Origin of the sequence: uncultured Slackia sp., from assembly GCF_944321625.1 — a bacterium.
Lineage (GTDB): Bacteria > Actinomycetota > Coriobacteriia > Coriobacteriales > Eggerthellaceae > Slackia.
In genome coordinates, this window is record NZ_CALUMA010000122.1 from 1 (window position 1) to 19,391 (window position 19,391).

The 19,391-nt window shown below is 58.3% G+C and carries 17 protein-coding genes; 14 read left to right on the forward strand and 3 right to left on the reverse strand.

Annotated features, from left to right (window positions below; all coding sequences use genetic code 11):
- The first annotated feature begins 184 nt into the window (after positions 1-184).
- Positions 185-1,162 carry a nitronate monooxygenase gene (locus Q0J60_RS10385; RefSeq protein ID WP_367178844.1) on the forward strand — a complete coding sequence of 326 codons (978 nt, stop codon included), beginning with the start codon at positions 185-187 and terminating at the stop codon, positions 1,160-1,162.
- A 4-nt stretch (positions 1,163-1,166) separates the two neighbouring features.
- Complete coding sequence (locus tag Q0J60_RS10390) at positions 1,167-2,111, forward strand: ACP S-malonyltransferase (RefSeq protein WP_294441302.1); 945 nt, start codon at positions 1,167-1,169, stop codon at positions 2,109-2,111.
- Here Q0J60_RS10390 and Q0J60_RS10395 read toward each other — a convergent pair.
- A complete protein-coding gene (locus Q0J60_RS10395; protein WP_294441303.1) occupies positions 2,108-2,317 on the reverse strand; it encodes a hypothetical protein in 210 nt (69 codons plus the stop codon). The two genes, Q0J60_RS10390 and Q0J60_RS10395, sit on opposite strands and share 4 nt — an antisense overlap.
- Before the next feature lie 42 nt (positions 2,318-2,359).
- On the opposite strand from Q0J60_RS10395, the gene fabG reads away from it, so the two are divergent.
- The 12 genes from fabG to Q0J60_RS10455 all read left to right on the forward strand — a co-directional run bounded on the left by fabG (position 2,360) and on the right by Q0J60_RS10455 (position 17,048).
- Complete coding sequence (gene fabG / locus Q0J60_RS10400; RefSeq protein ID WP_294441304.1) at positions 2,360-3,187, forward strand: 3-oxoacyl-[acyl-carrier-protein] reductase; 828 nt, start codon at positions 2,360-2,362, stop codon at positions 3,185-3,187.
- Positions 3,184-4,455: a beta-ketoacyl-ACP synthase II gene (fabF, locus tag Q0J60_RS10405; RefSeq protein ID WP_294441305.1), complete on the forward strand. Its 1,272-nt coding sequence runs from the start codon at positions 3,184-3,186 to the stop codon at positions 4,453-4,455. The genes fabG and fabF overlap by 4 nt, the downstream gene beginning before the upstream one ends.
- Before the next feature lie 2 nt (positions 4,456-4,457).
- Entirely contained in the window at positions 4,458-4,895 is a 438-nt protein-coding gene (fabZ, locus tag Q0J60_RS10410; protein WP_294441307.1) for a 3-hydroxyacyl-ACP dehydratase FabZ, read from the forward strand.
- 104 nt (positions 4,896-4,999) lie between these two features.
- The gene (accD, locus tag Q0J60_RS10415; RefSeq protein ID WP_294441310.1) at positions 5,000-7,489 is read left to right on the forward strand and encodes an acetyl-CoA carboxylase, carboxyltransferase subunit beta; all 2,490 of its coding nucleotides are present in this window, start codon (positions 5,000-5,002) and stop codon (positions 7,487-7,489) included.
- A gap of 274 nt (positions 7,490-7,763) precedes the next feature.
- The gene (locus Q0J60_RS10420) at positions 7,764-8,384 is read left to right on the forward strand and encodes a 4Fe-4S dicluster domain-containing protein (RefSeq protein WP_367178843.1); all 621 of its coding nucleotides are present in this window, start codon (positions 7,764-7,766) and stop codon (positions 8,382-8,384) included.
- A 201-nt stretch (positions 8,385-8,585) separates the two neighbouring features.
- Positions 8,586-11,075 (forward strand): molybdopterin-dependent oxidoreductase, encoded by a 2,490-nt coding sequence (locus Q0J60_RS10425; RefSeq protein ID WP_294441312.1) that lies wholly within the window; start codon positions 8,586-8,588, stop codon positions 11,073-11,075.
- Positions 11,076-11,093: 18 nt separating this feature from the next.
- Complete coding sequence (locus Q0J60_RS10430; RefSeq protein ID WP_294441315.1) at positions 11,094-11,711, forward strand: 4Fe-4S dicluster domain-containing protein; 618 nt, start codon at positions 11,094-11,096, stop codon at positions 11,709-11,711.
- Between the two features lie 59 nt (positions 11,712-11,770).
- Positions 11,771-12,457 carry a molecular chaperone gene (locus Q0J60_RS10435; RefSeq protein WP_294441316.1) on the forward strand — a complete coding sequence of 229 codons (687 nt, stop codon included), beginning with the start codon at positions 11,771-11,773 and terminating at the stop codon, positions 12,455-12,457.
- Positions 12,458-12,575: 118 nt separating this feature from the next.
- Complete coding sequence (locus Q0J60_RS10440) at positions 12,576-14,267, forward strand: ATP-binding protein (protein ID WP_294441318.1); 1,692 nt, start codon at positions 12,576-12,578, stop codon at positions 14,265-14,267.
- Entirely contained in the window at positions 14,239-14,952 is a 714-nt protein-coding gene (locus Q0J60_RS10445) for a response regulator transcription factor (protein WP_294441319.1), read from the forward strand. The genes Q0J60_RS10440 and Q0J60_RS10445 overlap by 29 nt, the downstream gene beginning before the upstream one ends.
- Positions 14,942-16,294 carry a radical SAM protein gene (locus Q0J60_RS10450; protein ID WP_294441321.1) on the forward strand — a complete coding sequence of 451 codons (1,353 nt, stop codon included), beginning with the start codon at positions 14,942-14,944 and terminating at the stop codon, positions 16,292-16,294. The genes Q0J60_RS10445 and Q0J60_RS10450 overlap by 11 nt, the downstream gene beginning before the upstream one ends.
- Before the next feature lie 274 nt (positions 16,295-16,568).
- Positions 16,569-17,048 (forward strand): MarR family winged helix-turn-helix transcriptional regulator, encoded by a 480-nt coding sequence (locus tag Q0J60_RS10455; protein ID WP_294441323.1) that lies wholly within the window; start codon positions 16,569-16,571, stop codon positions 17,046-17,048.
- A 214-nt stretch (positions 17,049-17,262) separates the two neighbouring features.
- Here the strand turns inward: Q0J60_RS10455 and Q0J60_RS10460 are convergent, their stop codons facing one another.
- Both Q0J60_RS10460 and Q0J60_RS10465 read right to left on the reverse strand, forming a co-directional pair.
- A complete protein-coding gene (locus tag Q0J60_RS10460) occupies positions 17,263-18,039 on the reverse strand; it encodes a dimethylarginine dimethylaminohydrolase family protein (protein ID WP_294441325.1) in 777 nt (258 codons plus the stop codon).
- A 235-nt stretch (positions 18,040-18,274) separates the two neighbouring features.
- Positions 18,275-18,865, reverse strand: coding sequence for a GNAT family N-acetyltransferase (locus tag Q0J60_RS10465; protein WP_294441327.1), 591 nt, complete (start codon positions 18,863-18,865; stop codon positions 18,275-18,277).
- Positions 18,866-19,391 lie beyond the last annotated feature (526 nt).

The following is a 19,391-nucleotide window of genomic DNA, read 5'->3' on the forward strand; positions in this document are numbered from 1 at the left end:
TAGTTCCGCCGTTCTGCCGAACGGCGGAACGGGCCGCCGCTGCGGTCAAATCTGACGGCCGGCTAGCCATTCACTCTTCGCTTGCGTACGCAGTACGCGGCGCTCCTCGTTCAAGGCTATCCAGCTCGTCAGATTTGCCCTCGCTGACGTTTCGGCGACCTACAAGTTTTTTCTGGAGGAATCAATTGTGAAAACTCGTGTGACCGAACTTCTGGGCACGAAGTACCCCATCATGCAGGGCGCCATGGCGCGCATCGCCGACGGCAACCTTGCCGGCGCGGTGTCCGCCGGGGGCGGCCTGGGTATCATCGCTTGCGGCGGCGCTCCGCTCGACTGGGTGGAAGCCCAGGTCAAGCGTGCGCGTGAGATCGCGGGCGATGCTCCCATCGGCGCGAACGTCATGCTGATGGACCCCAACGCGGCGGAACTCGCCGAGCTTCTGGCGCAGCTGCGCGTGGATGTGATCACCACGGGCGCCGGCAGCCCCTCCACGTTCATCGGGCGCTGGAAAGAGGTGGGCGCCAAGGTCATTCCCGTGGTTGCCTCTTCAGCGCTTGCGGCCCGCATGGAAAAGTGCGGCGTCGACGCCGTGGTGGCCGAAGGCACCGAATCGGGCGGCCATATCGGCGAGCTCACCACGATGGCGCTTGTGCCTCAGGTGTGCGACACCGTGTCCATTCCCGTCATCGCCGCCGGCGGCATCGCTGACGGTCGCGGCATGGCTGCTGCCTTCGCGCTGGGCGCCGAAGGCGTGCAGGTGGGTACCCGCTTCCTCACGGTGGAGGAGTGCGGCGTGGCCGACGCCTATAAGGAACGCGTGCTCAAGGCGAAGGACTCCGACACCGTGGTCACCGGCCGCGGCAGCGGACATGCAGTGCGCGGCCTGAAGAACAAATGGGCCCGCGCGGTGCGCAAGCTCGAGGATTCCAACATGGGTTCCGACGAGCTCGAGCAGTATTACGTGGGATCGCTGCGCCGCGCCGTCGAGGGCGACGTGGACAACGGATCCATGATGGCCGGCCAGGTGGCGTGCCTGGTTCATGAGCGCAAGACTGCGGCAGAGGTGCTGCGCGAGCTCATGGAGGAAGGCACCGCCCGCGGCGCGCTGGATCTCCAGGCGCTGGCGGACGCAAATGCCGCCCGCGCGTTCAAGGAGGCGTAAGGCCATGGGCAAGGTCGCATTCCTGCTTTCCGGCCAGGGCGCGCAGAAGCCCGGCATGGGCGCGGGCCTTATGGATATCCCCGAGGCACGCGAGGTGTTCGACGCCGCCGCCGAGGCGTTCGGCTTCAACGTGGCGGACGCCTGCCTTAACGCCGAGTCTGAGCGCCTGAACGACACCGCCGTCGCTCAGCCCGCCATGTGCGCATGCTCGGTGGCAAGCGCGGCGGCGCTGAAGGCCGCCGGCGTGGAGCCGCATTTCGTGGCAGGGTTCTCGCTGGGCCAGATCGGCGCCTTGGCCGTGTCCGGCATGGTGAGCGTCCAGGACGCGTTTCGCATCGCGGCGTTTCGCGCCGAGGTGATGGCCAAGGCTGCCGCCGAGCGCGATGGCGCCATGTGCGCCCTCATGGGCGGCGAACCCTCCGAGGTGGAGGAACTGTGCGCCGAACTCGCTCAGGGCGACGTGCTGGTTCCCGCCAACTACACCTCGCCTGGTCAGATTGTGGTTTCGGGCGACCGTGCCGCGGTGTTGCGCGCGCAAGAGGCGTGGACCGCGCGACCCAAGCATCGCGCCGCCATGCTGGCCACGTCCGGTGCGTTCCACAGCCCGCTCATGCAGAGCGCGGCCGACGAGTTCGCCGGCTTCCTCGCAGGAATCGACTTCCATGAGGCAAGCGTGCCCCTGGTGTGCAATGTGGACGCTCGTCCGCTTGCCGCCGCCGAGGCTGCCGACCATCTGGTTCGCCAGGTGGTGAGCCCTGTTTGCTTCGAGCAGAGCGTGCTGTGGCTGGCCGATCAGGGCGTGGATACGTTCGTCGAGTGCGGCTTCGGCGGCGTGCTCGTGGGCCTGGTGCGTCGCACCGATAAGTCCGCCGCGCGCTTCAAGGCCGAGTCGGCGGAGGACATCGCCGCTGTGAAGGAGCACCTGGAGACGGCTGCCGCCAACGCTTAGCCAGATTTTTGCGATTTCGTGGACGTTTTTTCGATTTTTCCGGAGAAGCAGAGGCTCAGAACTCCGGATTTGCCCTCTTTTCGGGCATCGAGTGCAACTTTTTCTCTGATTTGGGCGGATTTGTCCCTCAAAACAGCCAAATGTTGAAGCAAATCGCCGGGAAAGTCGCAAAAACGTCCACGAAACGCTGCGTTGCTGGCTTGCATGCGGATTCGTTCCGTGAATCAAGTAGAGAGAAAGGTCCTTTGATGGAAAAAGAAACGAACGTCGCCGCCACTGCGGTATCCGGTGCCGCTCCTGCGGCCGATGCTTCTGCGGCATCCGGCGACTCTTCCAAGGGCTGCGCAGTCGTCACGGGCGGCGCGCGCGGCATCGGCCGTGCGGTGTGCGAGGCGCTCGCTGCCGCCGGATATAACGTGGCGGTGAACCATTCGCACGCCGGCAGCAAGGAGGCGGCCGAAGAGGTCGCCGCGCACCTGCGCGACACCTACGGGGTGAACGCGCTGGCCATCCAGGCCGACGTGTCGGTGTTCGACGAGGCGCAGGCCCTCATCAAAGACGCCACCGAGCAGCTGGGCGCCGTGAGCGTGCTGGTGAACAACGCCGGCATCACGCGTGACGGCCTGCTCGTGCGTATGAAGGAAGAGGATTTCGACCGCGTGATCGCCGTCAACCTCAAGGGCACGTTCAACTGCTGCCGCGCCGCCGCGTTCGCTATGACCAAGGCGCGTCGCGGCCGCATCATCAACATGTCCAGCATCTCCGGCATTCACGGCAATGCGGGACAGACGAACTACGCGGCATCCAAGGCGGGCGTGGTGGGCCTCACCAAGTCCCTCGCCAAGGAGGTCGCTTCTCGCGGCGTGACCGTGAACGCGGTTGCTCCCGGGTTCATTCAGACCGATATGACCGACGCCATGCCCGAGAAGGCCAAGGAGGCCGTGCTGGGCAGCATCCCCATGAAACGCATGGGGCAGCCCGAGGATATCGCCGCTGTGGTGGCGTTCCTCGCTAGCGACGCCGCCGCCTACATCACGGGCCAGGTCATCGAAGTAGACGGAGGATTGGCACTATGACGGATATGCGCAAACCCGACGGCACGCACCGCGTCGTCATCACCGGCATGGGCGCTATCTCGCCCGCAGGCATCGGCGTGGACGCGCTGTGGGACGCCGTGATGACGGGCAAGTCGTGCATTGCTCCCATCACGCGTTTCGACACGAGCGAGTTCGCCTCTAAGATCGGCGGCGAGATTCCGAATTTCGACGCGGTCGAATGCGGCCTCACCAAGAAGGAGGCCCGTCGTTTCGCCCCCTACGTCCAGTACGCCATCGTGGCGTCTGACGAGGCCATGAAGCAGTCCGGCCTCGACATGGAGGCCGAGGACCCCACGCGCGTCGCGTGCGTCTGGGGCAGCGGCATCGGTGGCATCGGCGAGTTCGAGAACGGCTGCATCACCCTGCATGAGAAGGGTCCCAAGCGCGTGAACCCGCTGTTCATCCCCACGATGATCGAGAACATGGGCGCGGGCAACCTGTCCATCCGCTATGGCATGAAGGGCGACTGCCTGTCCATCGTGACGGCGTGCGCGTCGGGTAATCACTGCATCGGCGAGGCGTACCGCCTGATCCGCCACGGCTATGCCGACGCGGCGCTTGCGGGCGGCAGCGAGGAGTCCATCGTTCCCATCTGTCTGGCGGGCTTCGGCAACCTGGGCGCCATCACCAAGAACAACGACCCCGAAACCGCGTCGCGTCCGTTCGACGTCGACCGCTCCGGCTTCGTGCCGGGCGAGGGCGCGGGTGCTGTGGTGCTCGAGTCGCTCGAACATGCCGTGGCGCGTGGGGCGCACATCATCGCCGAGGTGGCGGGCTTCGGCTCCACCGGCGACGCGTTCCACATGACCGCCCCCGAGCCTCACGGCGAAGGCGCGGTGCGCGCGATGCGTCAGGCGCTTTCCGAGGGCGGCTTTACGCCCGAGGATCTGGGCCACCTGAACGCCCACGGCACGTCCACTCCGGCAAACGACGCCATGGAGTCGGCCGCCATCAAGGGTCTGTGCGGCGAAGAGCGCAGTGCCCAAGTGCCCGTGACCTCGGTCAAGGGAACCACCGGCCATACGCTGGGCGCGGCGGGCGCCATCGAGGCCATCGTGTGCGCGCTGTCCGTGGCCAACTCCTGCGTGCCCCCGACCGCCGGCACCAAGAACATCGACCCCGCATGCGGCGTGAACGTGCCGCTTGAGGCCATCACGGATTACCCCCAGAAGGTCGCGCTGAGCAACTCGCTCGGCTTCGGCGGCCACAACGCGAGTCTTGCGATTGCGCCCTGGACGGAGGCGTAACCATGGACATCACGTATCCTTGCGGGAAGGACGTCGTGGAGGCGGTGCTGCCTCATCGCGACCCGTTCGTGTGGGTGAGTCGCGTGACGGCGTGCGTGCCCGGCGAGTGCATCATCGCCGAGCTGGACGTCGACCCCGACCTGCCGCTGTTCAAGGGCCATTTCCCCGACCATCCGGTACTTCCCGGCGTCATCATCATGGAGGCGCTCGCCCAGGCGGCCAGCTTCTGCATCCTGGTGGCTCAGAAGCGCGAAGGCGCCATTGGATTTCTGACCGGCATCGACGGCGCTAAATTCCGCCATCAGGTGTCGCCCGGCGATACGCTTCGCCTCGAGGCGAAGATCGTCAAATCCTCCAAGCGCATGTGCGTGGCGGAAGTGACCGCGTTCGTGGGCGGCAACGTGGCCGCCTCTGCGACGCAGAAATACGTATTGGCTTAACCGAGGGAGCCTGGCGGGGCAGCTGCCTTGCCAGGCTCGTTTGCGGGATATCCCGCAGCCTTGCGCCGCGCATGGCCAAGGCGATACGAAGGAAAGGGGATACCGTGGCGCGTCGCTCCAACAAGGCGGGCTATATCACAATCCCGCGTGAGATTCCAGGAGATGCGAGCAGCCTTGAGCGCATCGGCGAACTGGTGGAATCCGCGAAGAACGAATACAAATCCACGCATGCCATCGCCGACGGCATGGCGGGCGATGCCGCGGGCATCGATGCCGAAGAGCTGCAAAGCCTGGTCGATATCCGCATGAGCGGCTGCGACCGCGTGCTGGTGGTGGACCCCGGCCGCACGGCCGAGGGCGTCATGGCCGCATGCCGCGCGGTGGGTCTGGCCACGTGCATGGTCTACACCGAGGACATGGCCAAGGAGCCTCAGCTGCAGCTTGCCGACAGCAGCGTGTGCATCGGTCCTGTGCGCGGCAAGGGCGCGTTCGAGGACAACTACCGCATCCTTTCGGCAGCCGAGGTCGCCAATGCGAGCGCCATTCTGCTGGTGGGAAGCCGCCTTGCCTCCGACGAGCGTTTCGTGGGCATGGCGGTCGAAGCGGGCCGCAGCGTGTACCGCCTCGAGGCGGATGCCTCGGCGGCGGCGTTCGGCGGCACCTCCAAGGCGTGGGCCGTGTGCGACTGTCTGAAATGCGACCTGCCGCAGACCACGGCGGAGTCGTGGACGGTGTGCCCCAAGTGCCGCAAAGTATCCGACGCCGCCCATGTGCGCGAGAACCACAAGGTGTGCCCCGATTGCGGGCATCACTTCCGCATGACGTCCGCCGAGCGCATCTACGACCTGGTCGATGCCGATAGCTTCGAGGAGTGGATCGATATCGAGGACGTGCCCGAGACCGATCCGCTGGAGTTCCCCGGCTACCTGGAAAAGATCGAGAAGCAGCGCGCCCGCACCGGGCTCACCGAGGGCGTGCGTTGCGGCGGTGCCAAGATCGCCGGCATGCCCCTGGCGCTTGCCATCATGGACTCCACGTTCTTCATGGGTTCCATGGGCTCGGTCGTGGGCGAGCGCATCACGCGTACGGTGGAGCGTGCCACGCGCGAGCGTCTGCCGCGGGTGGTCTTCACCTGCTCGGGCGGCGCCCGCATGCAGGAGGGCCTGGTGTCGCTCATGCAGATGGCGAAGATTTCCGCCGCCATCAAGCGCCATTCCGAGGCGCGTCTGCCGTATTTCGCGGTGATTACCGACCCCACCACGGGCGGCGTGACCGCGTCGTTCGCCATGCAGGGCGACATGATTATCTCCGAGCCCAAGGCGCTCATCGGCTTTGCAGGCCGCCGCGTGATCCAAGACACCATTCGCCAGGAGCTTCCCAAGGAGTTCCAGACGGCGGAGTTCGCGCTGGAGCACGGCCTGATCGACGCCATCGTTGAGCGTGCGCACCTGCGCGGCGTGCTGGCCAACCTGCTCGCGCTCTACGAGGCGCGCGACGGCGAGATGACGCCGCTCCATGCGCCCATGCATGCCCAGGCGCCGCGCGGCTATTCCGCCGTGAAGGCCGCTCTTGTGGCGCATCCCACCGCTAAAGAGGTGGAGGAGGGCGCCGTGTCTCCCGAAGGCGACGAGATGCCCGCCGCGACCGGTGGCCTCGTGTCCGCTGCGATGCGCGCCGTCGGCCGCGCCGTGACGCGCCCGCTGCGTCGCCCCAACGCTTGGGAGCGCCAACGCATCGAGGAGAGCGGCAAGCGCGTGGCGGCCTTGCTCACGCTGCCCGCCCGTGACGCGTCCAAGGAAGGCGAAGGCGAGGACAACCCCGCTTGGCGCAGCGTGCAGATCGCGCGCGATACGCACCGTCCCACGGCGTCGCATTACCTGGATGCCATGGTCGAGGGCTTCTTCGAGCTGCACGGCGACCGCGCTTTCGGCGACGACGGGGCCATCCTTGCCGGCGTAGGCTGGATCGGCGAGCGCGCCGTCATGTGCATCGCTCAGGAAAAGGGCCGCGACCTGCAGGACCGCATCAAGCGCAACTTCGGCTGTCCCGAGCCCGAGGGCTATCGCAAGAGCCTGCGCCTCATGCGCTCGGCCGAGCACTTCAACATGCCCATCGTGTGCATCGTGGACACTCAGGGCGCGTTCTGCGGCAAAGAGGCCGAGGAGCGTGGCCAGGGCAACGCGATCGCCGACAATCTGTTCGCCATGGCGGGCTTGCGTGTGCCCATCATCAGCGTGCTGGTGGGCGAGGGCGGCAGCGGCGGCGCGCTGGCGCTGGCGCTTTCGGACTGCGTGGCCATGCAGGAGCATGCGGTGTATTCGGTGCTCTCGCCCGAAGGCTTCGCGTCTATCCTGTGGAAGGACCGCTCGCGTGCGCCTGAGGCTGCGGCGGTTATGCGCATGAACGCCTACGAGATTTTCGAGATGGGCATCATCGACGCCGTGCTCGAGGAGGGCGAGGGTTCCGCCAGCGCGAATCCTGAGCTTGCGGCCAACGCGGTCAAGCGCTATGTGACGCGCCGCTTGGACGAGCTGGTCCAGGTGCCGCACGACCTGCTGCTCGAGCGCCGATACGCGCGCTTCAGGAAGTTCTAGCCATCAATTGTATCCCAAACGCTAAGAAGCGGCCGACGAAATGAACGGCCGCTTCTTGTTGTTCCGGCGGCATTCGAGTTTTCGTAGTTTGATGATATGACTTGTTCGGTGCGTGGGTGCTTATGCATTCATTAATATATTTTAATGTATATCGAAGAAACTCAATCCAATATTTAATTGCGCAAATGGTGCTTCTGTCTTCGCAGCCGTAACCTGATTGTAGCAAATGCCCGTTAGGGGTAGCGGGTTGCTGTGAACAAGGAGAGGAGCCCTGATGAGATACGGTATGGTAATCGATACCGAGTTGTGTGCGGGGTGCAACGCATGTGCCGTTGCGTGCAAAATCAACAACAACCTTCCAAAAGAGGTGTGGTGGAATTCCGTTGTTACGGAAGGTGGGGCAACGCGTGATACGGCATCGGGCGAATGGCCAAACAATTCGATGAGATTTTTTCCAAAAGCGTGTCAACATTGCCGAAAACCGCTCTGCGTGGCGCAGTGTTCTACGGGGGCAACCTATGTGGCCGACGACGGAACGGTGCAGATAGATGCCGAGAAATGCGACGGCTGTGGAGCATGTATTGAGGCCTGTCCGTACGATGTGCGCGTCCTTGTTCAGAATGATCCGGAATACTATCAAGAGGTGGCGTTGGGACAGTGGGATGCGCCGAAACATTCTGCAGGTAAGGTGGGAAAGTGTACGCTCTGTGCCAACATCCGTGAGCGTGGTGGCGATCCTGCATGCGTTAAAGCCTGCAATCTCCATGCGCGTGTGTTTGGCGATTTAGATGATCCCGAAAGCGAAGTTTCGCGAATTCTTGCATCAGGAGAACGCGAATATATGCGTCTGCTGGAAGAGGAAAGCACCGAACCCAACGTGTATTACTTGATGTAACTCCGTTACGCCGCCAGCGAGCTTCTTAAGTGGATTCCCCTCCCTCCCTTAAGAAGCGTGCTGGTGGGTTCTGGTCATCCCAAATAGTTGGGCTATGCACGGAACCGCATATATGGCGGAAAGGGGATTAGGTTCGCTAGAGCAAGTAAAAGAGAATCGAGAAAGCTTTGAGGCAATGCGAAATGTCGAGAGGCCTCTATTATGGCTAAGCGCATCATCCACAAGATAGGGGGACATATGGTTTCAGAAATGCTCACGACCGCCGCTTCCTCGGGGATAACGCGGCGTGGTTTTATCAAAGGTGCGGCAGCGACGAGCGCGCTCGTCGCTGCAGGAACGTCCGTCGGATGCGCTCCTCAGCAAGAGAATGGTCAGGTGGATACTAATCAACCGCCCGAGGAGCACCACTATATCAATAGTTGTCACGGGAATTGTAGCCGTAATTGTGCTTGGGATATCACGGTTCGCGATGGTTACATCGTGAATTGCGCGCCTTATGAATACGAAGATGACCCCGAGGCCTTACACCGAGGCGGTTGTTGGAAAGGTTTTCTTAATATAAATCGCATTTATGATGCCAACCGTTTGAAATACCCAATGAAGCGCATCAACTCTAAAGAAGAGGAACCTCAGTGGGAGCAAATATCATGGGATGAAGCGATTGATTTGCTTGGGTCCAAATGGAAGGGCATTGTTGATGAGGTAGGGCCTACGGGGTTCGCTATGTATCATACGTACGGATCTACGGCCATGCTGTCTGGCCAGGCGGGGAGTTGTTGGACAAAGCTTGTAAACGCAACGGGAGCCAGTGAGATTCTTACAGGTGGAGACATGGCTACAATTCGTGCTATGCAGCTTGATTCTGCTTTATCGTGTAGCTCTGCTCCAGAAACCATGTTGGATGCAAGTGCAATTATCTTTTGGGGTTGCAATGCTGCCGAAACACAATGGCTTTTCTGGCGTCATGCTTGCGAAGCTCGTCGCCAGCATGGGTGCAAGATAATCACAATTGACCCGAATTCCACCATTACGGCAATTCACTCTGACCAGCATATAGTCATTAAGCCTGCTACTGACGGCGCGCTTGCGCTTGCCGTACTAAACCAAATTTTTGAAAATGGATTGCAGGACGACGATTTTATGCGCAGTCGCACATGTGCTCCATATCTCGTTAAAGAGGATGGCACTCTTCTTCGTGCTATTGATTTAGGGGAGCCTGCTCCTGAAAATGGTGCACAGTCGCCGGTTTACGCATGGAATGAGGTTGAGGGCAAGGCTGTCCCTGTGGGGCCAGAGTCCGATTCCACGGTTTTCTCTCTTTCCGGAAGCCACAATGTGGGCGACTTTGCGGTGAAGACCGCGCTCGATGCTCTAAAAGAACGTGCGTCTCTTTATTCGCTTGAGCGCGCCGAGGAGATAACGGGAATCTCGGCCGATGTTATCATTGAGTTGGCAAAAGTGTGTGCTTCTTCCGAGACTGTTCTAATTAAAACAAATGGCTTCGCCCATTATGCAAATTCTTATCAAGTCACGCTTGGCATGGACGCCATTAGGATGGTTACAGGCAATTTTGGCAAGCCCGGTTTGTCCAATCGATATGTATATGGTTCAGGGCCGGTTAATGCGGAATGGGTTAATGTAGGTAAGCCAGGGCCTTCTGTTCCTGATGCACAATTGCTTCATGTGATGGAAACGGGTGAGTTGGGGGGCGCGAAGATTCCCATCAAAGGCATGCTGACTTATGCGGGCAATGTTATTGGTGGTACCGCCGATCGTATTGCAATGGAAGACGCCTTGAAGAAGCTAGATTTTCTTTGTGTTGTTGAGATTCGTATGACTGATACTTGCAAATATGCTGACCTTTTGTTGCCCGCATGTCATTGGTGGGAGCGTAACGACGTTATGAGCGCCGGAAACTATACGCCCTATACTCGCATTGCAGAGAAAGCTGCCGACCCTCAGTTTGAGAGTCTTCCGGATTGGGAAATATGCCAAAAAATAGCTCAGAAACTTGACCTGGGCGAATACTTCCAGGGAAGCGACGTCGATCAGCTCAATGCAATGCTCGATTGTGATGCGAATCGTGAATTGGGTTGCACCTACGGTGACTTGCAGGAGAAAAAGGCAGTTCGCGTTTTTGAGAATAATTACTCCCTTCCTGCTGATGGCGTGTCTTCTGGGGAAAATGGACGTTGGAATTTCTTCATCGACAGGCCAACTCCTTATGGCAACTGGGATGTCACGCTGAATCCGCAGGATTTCAATCTTCCTGATTTTGTTGAGAACGCAGAAGTACTAGAGAGTCATCCGCTTGCGCAGAAATACCCGTTGATTTTCATGACTCCTCATACTAAGTATGGAACCCAAACAACATTCCATCATGCGGAATTCCTGCATGAACTGCTTCCCGAACCCGAAATCCACGTGAACCCCGCAGATGCTGAGAAACGCGGTGTAGCAGACGGTGAATATATGCGCTTGTTTAACGATCGAAGCGAAGTTGTGGCTCGCGCGAAGTTCGACCAGGGGATTATGCCCGGTGTTTTGGTGATGTATCATGGCTGGGCGGAAGAGTATTTCAAGAAGGGTCACTATCAGCGTTTGAGTTCGTTTGACAATACGGACTTATGCTCAAACAACGCCGCTTATTTCGATGTTCGCGTCGAGGCCGAGCCCTACGAAGAGGAATAGCGGCAGGGAAGGAGACGGATGCAGTACGGTATGGTAATCGACGCAGAACTGTGTGTGGGTTGCAATGCGTGCGCCGTCGCCTGCAAAATAAACAACAATCTGCCTGCTCAGGTGTGGTGGAACTCCGTCATCGGCGATGACGGAGTTCCTTCCGGCCTGTTTCCCGATGGCGTTAATATTGCGGGGCTCTTCATCCCAAAGGCATGCCAGCATTGCCGAAAGCCCGCCTGCGTGCAGAAGTGCCCGACGGGAGCAAGCCGGAAAACCGACGACGGCACCGTGATTGTGGATGCCGGCGTATGTATTGGCTGCGCCGCCTGCATTGAGGCATGCCCCTATGACGTGCGCACCATTATGCAGGATGAGCCTACGTACTATCAGGAAGTGGCGCTTGGCCAGTGGGATGCGCCCGAGCACCGCGCGGGCAAGGCGGAGAAATGCACTTTTTGCGCGAACGTTCGTGCACGTGGAATGGAGCCGCCTTGCATCAAGGCGTGCAATATGCATGCCCGCATGTTTGGCGATTTAGATGACCCCGAAAGTGCCGTGTCCAGGGTTCTTTCTTCTGGTAATCGTGAATACGCTCGTTTGCTTGAGGAGGAGGGCACTGAGCCCTGCGTGTATTATCTGGTGTGATATCGGAGCTTCGGTTGGCCGACGCGTCATTTTGGGTTGATGCGACGAAGGGAAGGCATATGCAGCAGCAACGTTTTGCTGAAGTATTTGCGCCGCTATTCGATTTTTTGGCGCATGGGCTCACGCTGCCAAGCGATGAGATGGTGACACTTTTGCGTGCGGGCGCATACAATCGTGCGGCATCGGAGCTCATCGAGGACATCGGACTCGATTCCGTGGATACATGCGGGTTCTTCCTCCTTGAAGGTGCGAACGATGTCGGAAACAGGGAGGTGCTTGCAGCACTAAAACGAGAGTACACGCGTCTGTTTACGTCTCCAAGTGGCGCAGTTGTGCCTATTTGGGAATCGACGTTTCTGGCGGCGCAGAGCGGAGATGATGCAAATACGGTGCTATTGCGTTCTCCGCAGTCGGTTGATGCGGCGCGCAGATATAGCGAGTCGGGGTTTGCGCTTGTGAGTCACGAATCCGCCGACCATATGCGAATAGAATGCGAGTTCTGCTCAATCCTCCTCCTTCGATCGGTCGATGCCAAGACCGAGGAGGAACGAAACATCGCCTATAATCGCTTCATTCGGTTTGCCCAAGTGCATTTGAGTCGTTGGTTCGTTTCGTTCTTTGGCCAGGTGTCAAAGCATTCTCACCATCCGTTTTATAGCAGCCTGGGGGCGATGGGCTCTCTTGCTGGCGCATCCATGCTGGAACAACTACAATCAGAATTAGCCAATCAATTGAATAGGCGCTGATGGGCGCGCATGAGCGGAGGGCACGATGGGGCGGAAGCGTACCAAAAGGGGCATCAGGCTAGGCGCCCTCTTCTCTATCATCCTCATATGCGTATTCGTAGTGGCTATGGGCATTTACGTGGTGTTCATCAACTATCAGCGTACCTTGCAAACCGAGGATCGACTGTATGCCCAAGCGGCGGCATTTGCCGATGAAATGGACGCGGTGTGGCAGTTTTTTGATGTCAATCAGGACAACATTAATTACAACTCTGACGGAACGTACGACTTCAAGGGGCTGTACTGCTCCATAGTGGGCAAAGGGATAGGCGCTATTTTCACTGAAAATAGCGATTACACTATCCGATACACGGGAATTAACGTGCGCAACAAATACGACAGTCCCGATGATTTCGAGGCGGTTGCTCTTGAGGCTATCACGGGCCCTAATGCATCGTCAGATGAATATTACGATATCGTGGAGTATGAGGGGCAATCCTCTTTTCGCTATGTACGTGCAATATATCTGAGCGAGAACTGCTTGGAATGCCACGGGGGTCCCAAGGGTGAGCTCGATGTGACAGGCTATCCGAAAGAGGGGCTAGAACAAGGTGATTTTGCTGGCGCCATAAGCATTGTTATTCCCACCGAACCCTATTTACAAGACGAATGGCAAACGCTGATGGTTTCTGTGGTGTTTTTTGGGGGTATGCTGGCGCTTATCGCCATAACGGTGTTCTTTGCTATAGATCGATTGGTTACGCGGCCCGTTTCGAAACTTTCAAGCGTTGCGGCAGAGTTGGGGGATGGAAATTTCAACTCTCAGCTAGAAGGCATTGAAGCAAAAGGGGAGTTGGGCGATCTTGTGCAAAGCTTCTCAAATATGGCGTCTCAGCTCAATGAGGTGTACAACACGCTTGAAGACAAGGTTGCTTTGAGAACGGAAGAAGTGAGGCGTGCAAACGAGGTGTTGGAAAGGCAGCGTGTGCAGCTCGCTCAGAGCAACGAGCTGCTTAAGCATGCCAATATGCAGCTAACTCGTGACAACAAGTACAAAGACGACTTTCTTGCCGTGATGAGCCACGAGCTTCGTACGCCGCTTACGGCGATTCTCACATTTGTGGAAGTGCTCGAGCGTGAAATAGGGGATAGCCGACGAGGGAGGAACGCAGTGCAGGAGCTTAAAGGCAATACCATTGCGTTGCTCAACATGATAAACGATACGCTTGAGATGGCGGCGACGCAGGCTGGCAGGGGCCGCTTAGTGGTTGATGACGTCGATTTGATGGACGTGACTAATTACGTCGATTCAACCATGGCGGTGCTGGCAGAGAAGAAAGGCGTTCGGCTGGAAAGCAGCGTAGCACAGGACGTTCCAATCATCCGCGGCGATTGGGAACGTATTCGTCATGCGATGGAAAATCTGGTGAGCAATGCCATAAAGTTCACATCCGAAGGCGGGCATGTGAACGTGGATGTCACATACAAGAGAGACGCTAATGAAGTAGCTATCGCCGTGCGGGATACGGGCATCGGAATTGCTGAGGAGGACATTGATCGGATTTTCGATAAGTTCACCCAGGTGGACGGGTCAACCACGCGCGGCTACAGCGGAAGCGGATTGGGACTCAGCGTTGTAAAGGATATTGCTCAGCGTCACGGCGGCTCCGTATCGGTCGAAAGCGAATTAGGGCGCGGTTCGGTATTCACGGTTGTGCTACCTGTGGGCCAGGGCGGCTGTACGTTGGGGGATGACGACGATATTCTAGAAGGGGAGAACGGAAGAAGAGGGGAAGCGCACAATGGGGAAAACGATTCTGATTGCGGATGACGAACGATCCATAGTTAACGGCATCTGTGCTTTGCTCGAAGAGGAGGGCTACGATTGTCGCATAGCCTCGAATGGGGAAGAAGCCGTTGGCGTATTTTGCGAAGAGCATCCTGACATCGTGGTTCTGGATATTATGATGCCCAAGAAGAACGGCTTTCAGGTGTGCGAGGAGATACGTGCGATGGACGCGCGCGTGCCCATTCTTATGCTTTCCGCTAAGAGCGACATTGTGGATAAGAGCGTGGGATTCAAAGCCGGAGCCGACGACTACCTCACTAAGCCGTTTATAGGCGAGGAGCTCCTATTGCGCATCGAGGCTCTTTTGCGGCGAAGCGCGGCGGGACAAACAGAGGGTGCTCGTGGGTCGCGGGCAATTGCACGTGTCGGCAAACTGGAAGTCCATTTCAAACGACAAAGGGTTTACCTTGACGGCAAGCTTATTGATTTGACGCCTAAGGAATATTTCATTTTAGCTACGATGGCCAACCATCCTGGACGCGTGTTCACCACGAACGAGCTGGTGGAACGCGTATGGGGAGAGAACTACGTGGGTGAGGTCACGAGCATTGCTGTGTATATCCGTCGTCTGAGGGAAAAACTAGAGGTTGATCCCTCCAAGCCTCGCTACATCATCACCGTGTGGCGAGTGGGGTATCGATTGGGGGAAGAGGCCGATGGCGAATAGCCACAAGCATATGCGTGCCAATGCCACATCGCTGCCGCGTGCAAACAAAGAATTGCGCTCCTACGTAGAGCGGTATGTTGAAATTCGTCGTGAGTTCGTCAACGATATTAAGCGCTATGGCGTGCCCTGGGCGCCTCTGAGCAATCGTTCGGGGGAGGACGCGCTGCGGCGTCGGGTGCAAGGTCTTGCCGATTGCGGCCTGAGAGTGGAAAATGATTGCAAAAGCCTTTGGCTCAATTGGATCTCGCCTTCGTGTCTTGCTTGTCGGCGCGGGGTAGAGACGGAGACATTCCTCACGTCGACCCAGTGCAATCGGAATTGCTTCTTTTGTTTTAATCCCAACCAAAATGATTATGAATACTATTTAAGCCACGTTAATGATGCGGCGCAGGAGCTGAAGAGTCGCCATAGCTGCAACGCCCTGTACAAACATTTGGGGCTTTCCGGCGGCGAGCCCCTGCTCCATAAAAACCAGACGTTGGATTTTTTCCGGTGCGCCAGCGAGCTGTATCCGCAGGCGCGTCTACGCTTGTATACCAGCGGGTCGGGGTTGGATGGAGTGATGCTAAATGAACTCGCCGCGGCGGGACTCACCGAAATTCGGTTCAGCATAAAACTAGAAGAAGGCTCCGCTTGCGTTGAGGATACGCTACACAAAATTGAGATGTGCGTTGGGCGCATACCGGCAGTTATGGTGGAAATGCCCGTAATGCCCAATGAGGTGAATCAGATGAAGTCGCTGCTCAAGCGACTCGACTCTATGGGCGTTACGGGAATTAATTTGCTCGAGTTGTGCTTCCCGCTGCATAATTCGGAAGAATTCAACCAAAGGGGCTATCACCTAAAGGCGGAGCCATATCGCGTGCTGTATGAATACTGGTATGGAGGAGGTATTCCTGTTGATGGGAGCGAGGCGGCATGCATCGATTTGCTTGAATATGCGCTGCAGGAAAAGATTGGCATGGGAGTGCATTACTGCTCGTTGGAAAATAAGCTCACGGGGCAAATCTATCAATTAAATGCCCCTTTTGCTGTGCGCCATCGGCATTGGTTCTTCTCGCAAAAAGATTACTTTTTGAAAACGATAAAGTTTTTCGGGAGAGATGCCAACACTGTGGAGCATCTGTTGCGAATGACAGGTGAGGTGCGTTGGGGGCGAGATAGGTCTCTGGGGTTTGTTGAGGTTCATCCGCAGGCGCTTCTCCCGCTTGCTTCCTGTATGCCGAATGTAGTTGTTGGTGTTGCTTTCGCGGTGATGGAATCGCGCCATGGCTCCTTCGTGTTGCGTGAGCTTGACGTGAAGCCACGCGTTTTGGGGGAATTGAACCTGTCTGATCTTTGAGGCGTTTTGCTTGGGACTAAAGAGTTTTGTTTGGTATGGAATATCCATGGGACATTGTCATGCGGCGCATTTTTGGTGATTGACTGCTTCAGTTATTAAACATATTTGAGCATATTATAAAATATGAATAATATAAATTAGGCCATTTACCTTGATAAATATATACAGTATGAACATTGCATGAATAATAAGAATATAGAAGAGATTTGTATCATAATACCCTCTGTCACAACAGGCTATCCGCATTTGGTGATAGGGTCAGAAAGAAGGCATTATGAGCAAAGAAACCAAGACGCTCGCTCAGCTTAAGAAGGCTGGCAAGCTGGTCAATCGCACGTTCCACAAAAACGGTCCCAAGAGCTACAAACGCGGTCAGGGCGCGCTGCTGAAGGTCCTGCACATGAACGAGGGGTCTATGACTTCGCGCGAGCTCGTCGATGCGCTGTCCTTCGACCGCGCCGAGCTCAAGGCCGTGGTGAAGAAGGCCGTTCGCAACGGCTATGTGACGATGGCGGATTCGGATCAGCCGCGGACCTACGAGGTCTCTCTGACCGAGCTGGGGGATCAGATTGCCGAGAAGCGCTGCGCCGCGCATTCCGAGGTCGCCGAGAAGCTCCTGGCCGATTTCTCCGACGAGGAGATCGAGCAGCTCAATGCGCTGACCGAGAAGCTGATTCTCGCCGCCAAGGCCCAGGGCGCGCACGGCAAGCGCCGCTCCGTCAAGGCCGCCTGTAAGTGCAAGTGCTGCGACTAGCGACGATTGATATACCCACCTAAGCGAGTCGGCCTGTGTGGCCGACTTTTTTATGGACGGATGGGCGCAGGAGGCCCATATGGTGCTTGCGATCGCGCGATGCCAGACCTTTCGGGCAAGGCATCCTGCGCAAGAGAAAGGCCCTGCAATCGGCGTGATTGCAGGGCCTTGGCATACTGCGGGTGTTGGACGGCTCCAAGGGGAGCGCGTCGGCTTAGAAGCGCAGGGAGAGGCAGCTCAGGCCGCCGTCGATCTTGCGGTACTCGGAGGTGTCAACCACGAGCGTCTTGTAGCCGAGCTCCTGGACCTTGGCCAGCACGGTGGGGTAGCCCTCGGGTACGATGACGGTGCCGTTCACCCAGATGCAGTTGGCGCCGTAGGCCTCTTCTTCGGGAACCTCGATCAGGTTGTACTTCTGGAACTCCGGCTTAGTGACGAATTCGCCGGCCACCAGCATATTGTTGTCTTCCAGGTAGTTCACGCCGGTCTTCAGGTGCAGCACGTACTCCAGCGGCACCTCAGAGCCGGAAAGCCCCCAGCCCTCGAGGATCTCGATGAACTGGCGGATGCCCTCTTCGTTGGTGCGAGCGGAGCGGCCCACATAGAAGTGATCGCCGACCATCATCACGTCGCCGCCTTCGAGCGTGCCAGGTGCGGTGATGTGGGCGATGTGGTCGTCGTCGAAGAACTGGCGGATGGTGGGCTCCATCTCCTTGGCCTCGCCGTTACGGCTGCCGGCGCCGGGGTTGTCGATGATCGCGCCGCAGCGGGTGATGACGGCGGTGTCCTCCACGAAGCAGCTGTCGGGGTATTCCTCCAGCGCGGGCAGCACGGTCACTTCCACGCCGCACTGCTTCAGTGCCTCGATGTAGGCGTCATGCTGCTCAATGGCCTTCTCGTAAATGGGTTTACCCAGCTCAGGAGCGCTGGTGATGCCGTCGCACAGCGACTTACCGGGGCGACGGACGATGACGTGGGAGAATTTGGTCATGATAGTCCTTTCTAGCCAAGAACCTGCTGGCGAGCGCCCGGACTGCTGCGTGGGCGTTGCCGTTGCGGCACGATAGGGTGCCGCTAATTTGACGGCTTCCATTGTATACCTTGCATAGAGAAGAGGGGAAGAGGGCTTAAAATGAAAGATAGTACCTGGAATATTCATCTTTAGGCATAAAAAAGCCTCCGGGAGTGCCGGAGGCTTGGGAGGCATGCTGCTTGGGGAATGCGCACTAGTCGAGCGTGCCGTCGCGCAGGACTTTCTCAACCTTAGCGGGGTCGAGCTCGGTGATGGGAATTACGGGCTCGGGCGCGCTGTCGAAATCGCCCATCAGTTTTTCGTAATGGCCTACGTCGCGCCATTTGCCCAGCTTGAAGCCTACGTTGTCCATGAACCCGACGCGGCGGAATCCCATGGACAGGTGCAGCTTGTCGCTTGCCTCATTGGGCTCGGTCACTTTGCCGTGCGCGCTGCGGATGCCCTGCATCTCCAGCAGCGTCAGCATGCGCGCGTACAGGGCGCGCCCCAGGCCGCGACCGCGGCAATCGCGCGACAGGTACACCGAAAGCTCCACCGCCCAATCATAGGCGGCGCGGCTGAACAGGCGGCTTGCATAGGCATAGCCCATGGGCACGCCGTCTCCCTCCACCACGATGTAGGGGTAGATGCAGATGCGTTCCTCGATGCGGCGGCGGAACTCCTCCACGCTGGGCGCCTCGTATTCGAACGTGATGGACGTTTCCACGTACGGGGCGTAGATGGCCTGGAGGACTTCGGCGTCGTCAGGCGTGGCGAGGCGGAACGTGTACGTGGGTTCGCTCATCTGGCGTCCTTTCTCGAGTGGCGTGATGCGTATGGGTCCAAACTGCGGAGACCCAAACCGAAGTCGTTCGAGCGCGGAGCCGCTCGGAATTGAACGAGGCTTGGGCGTCGGGTTGTTTGGGGCTAAAGGGGCCGCCCCGGCGCGCTTCGGTGGAGCGGCTGAGGCGAGGTGTAATGTGCGAAAGCTCTAACGAACGTGCTAAGAAATGCGGCATAAGTATAGACCTCGCGATGCCGTCTCGGTAGGAAGGATTTCCCCGTTTTCGAATCGTCACAATTAGAGCGCGCGAACTTGATGGAAGCGTGACATACATGCGGCGCCTAGCTTGTGGATGGTTTTTGCGAATGGACCCTCGGCGCTACAATGTGTCATTGTGTATATTCGTGCGGATTAATTTGGCCAATGCTCGATTCCATCGTGGAAGCAGGGTTCTTGGACACGAGTCGCTGCCTTTTTCGCGTCACGGGAGGAGCCTTTCATGCTCGAGAAAACCTTCGACACTGCCAACGGCTCCATTCGTTACTGG

Excerpts from the sequence above, each read along its gene's own strand:
- Q0J60_RS10435 (WP_294441316.1), top strand. The coding sequence starts at position 11,771 with ATGCAGCAGCAACGTTTTGCTGAAGTATTTGCGCCGCTATTCGATTTT.
- Q0J60_RS10455 (WP_294441323.1), top strand. The coding sequence starts at position 16,569 with ATGAGCAAAGAAACCAAGACGCTCGCTCAGCTTAAGAAGGCTGGCAAG.
- fabF (WP_294441305.1), top strand. The coding sequence starts at position 3,184 with ATGACGGATATGCGCAAACCCGACGGCACGCACCGCGTCGTCATCACC.
- fabG (WP_294441304.1), top strand. The coding sequence starts at position 2,360 with ATGGAAAAAGAAACGAACGTCGCCGCCACTGCGGTATCCGGTGCCGCT.
- Q0J60_RS10425 (WP_294441312.1), top strand. The coding sequence starts at position 8,586 with ATGGCTAAGCGCATCATCCACAAGATAGGGGGACATATGGTTTCAGAA.
- Q0J60_RS10465 (WP_294441327.1), bottom strand. The coding sequence starts at position 18,865 with ATGAGCGAACCCACGTACACGTTCCGCCTCGCCACGCCTGACGACGCC.
- Q0J60_RS10445 (WP_294441319.1), top strand. The coding sequence starts at position 14,239 with ATGGGGAAAACGATTCTGATTGCGGATGACGAACGATCCATAGTTAAC.
- Q0J60_RS10460 (WP_294441325.1), bottom strand. The coding sequence starts at position 18,039 with ATGACCAAATTCTCCCACGTCATCGTCCGTCGCCCCGGTAAGTCGCTG.
- Q0J60_RS10430 (WP_294441315.1), top strand. The coding sequence starts at position 11,094 with ATGCAGTACGGTATGGTAATCGACGCAGAACTGTGTGTGGGTTGCAAT.
- Q0J60_RS10395 (WP_294441303.1), bottom strand. The coding sequence starts at position 2,317 with ATGCAAGCCAGCAACGCAGCGTTTCGTGGACGTTTTTGCGACTTTCCC.
- fabZ (WP_294441307.1), top strand. The coding sequence starts at position 4,458 with ATGGACATCACGTATCCTTGCGGGAAGGACGTCGTGGAGGCGGTGCTG.
- Q0J60_RS10390 (WP_294441302.1), top strand. The coding sequence starts at position 1,167 with ATGGGCAAGGTCGCATTCCTGCTTTCCGGCCAGGGCGCGCAGAAGCCC.
- Q0J60_RS10420 (WP_367178843.1), top strand. The coding sequence starts at position 7,764 with ATGAGATACGGTATGGTAATCGATACCGAGTTGTGTGCGGGGTGCAAC.
- Q0J60_RS10450 (WP_294441321.1), top strand. The coding sequence starts at position 14,942 with ATGGCGAATAGCCACAAGCATATGCGTGCCAATGCCACATCGCTGCCG.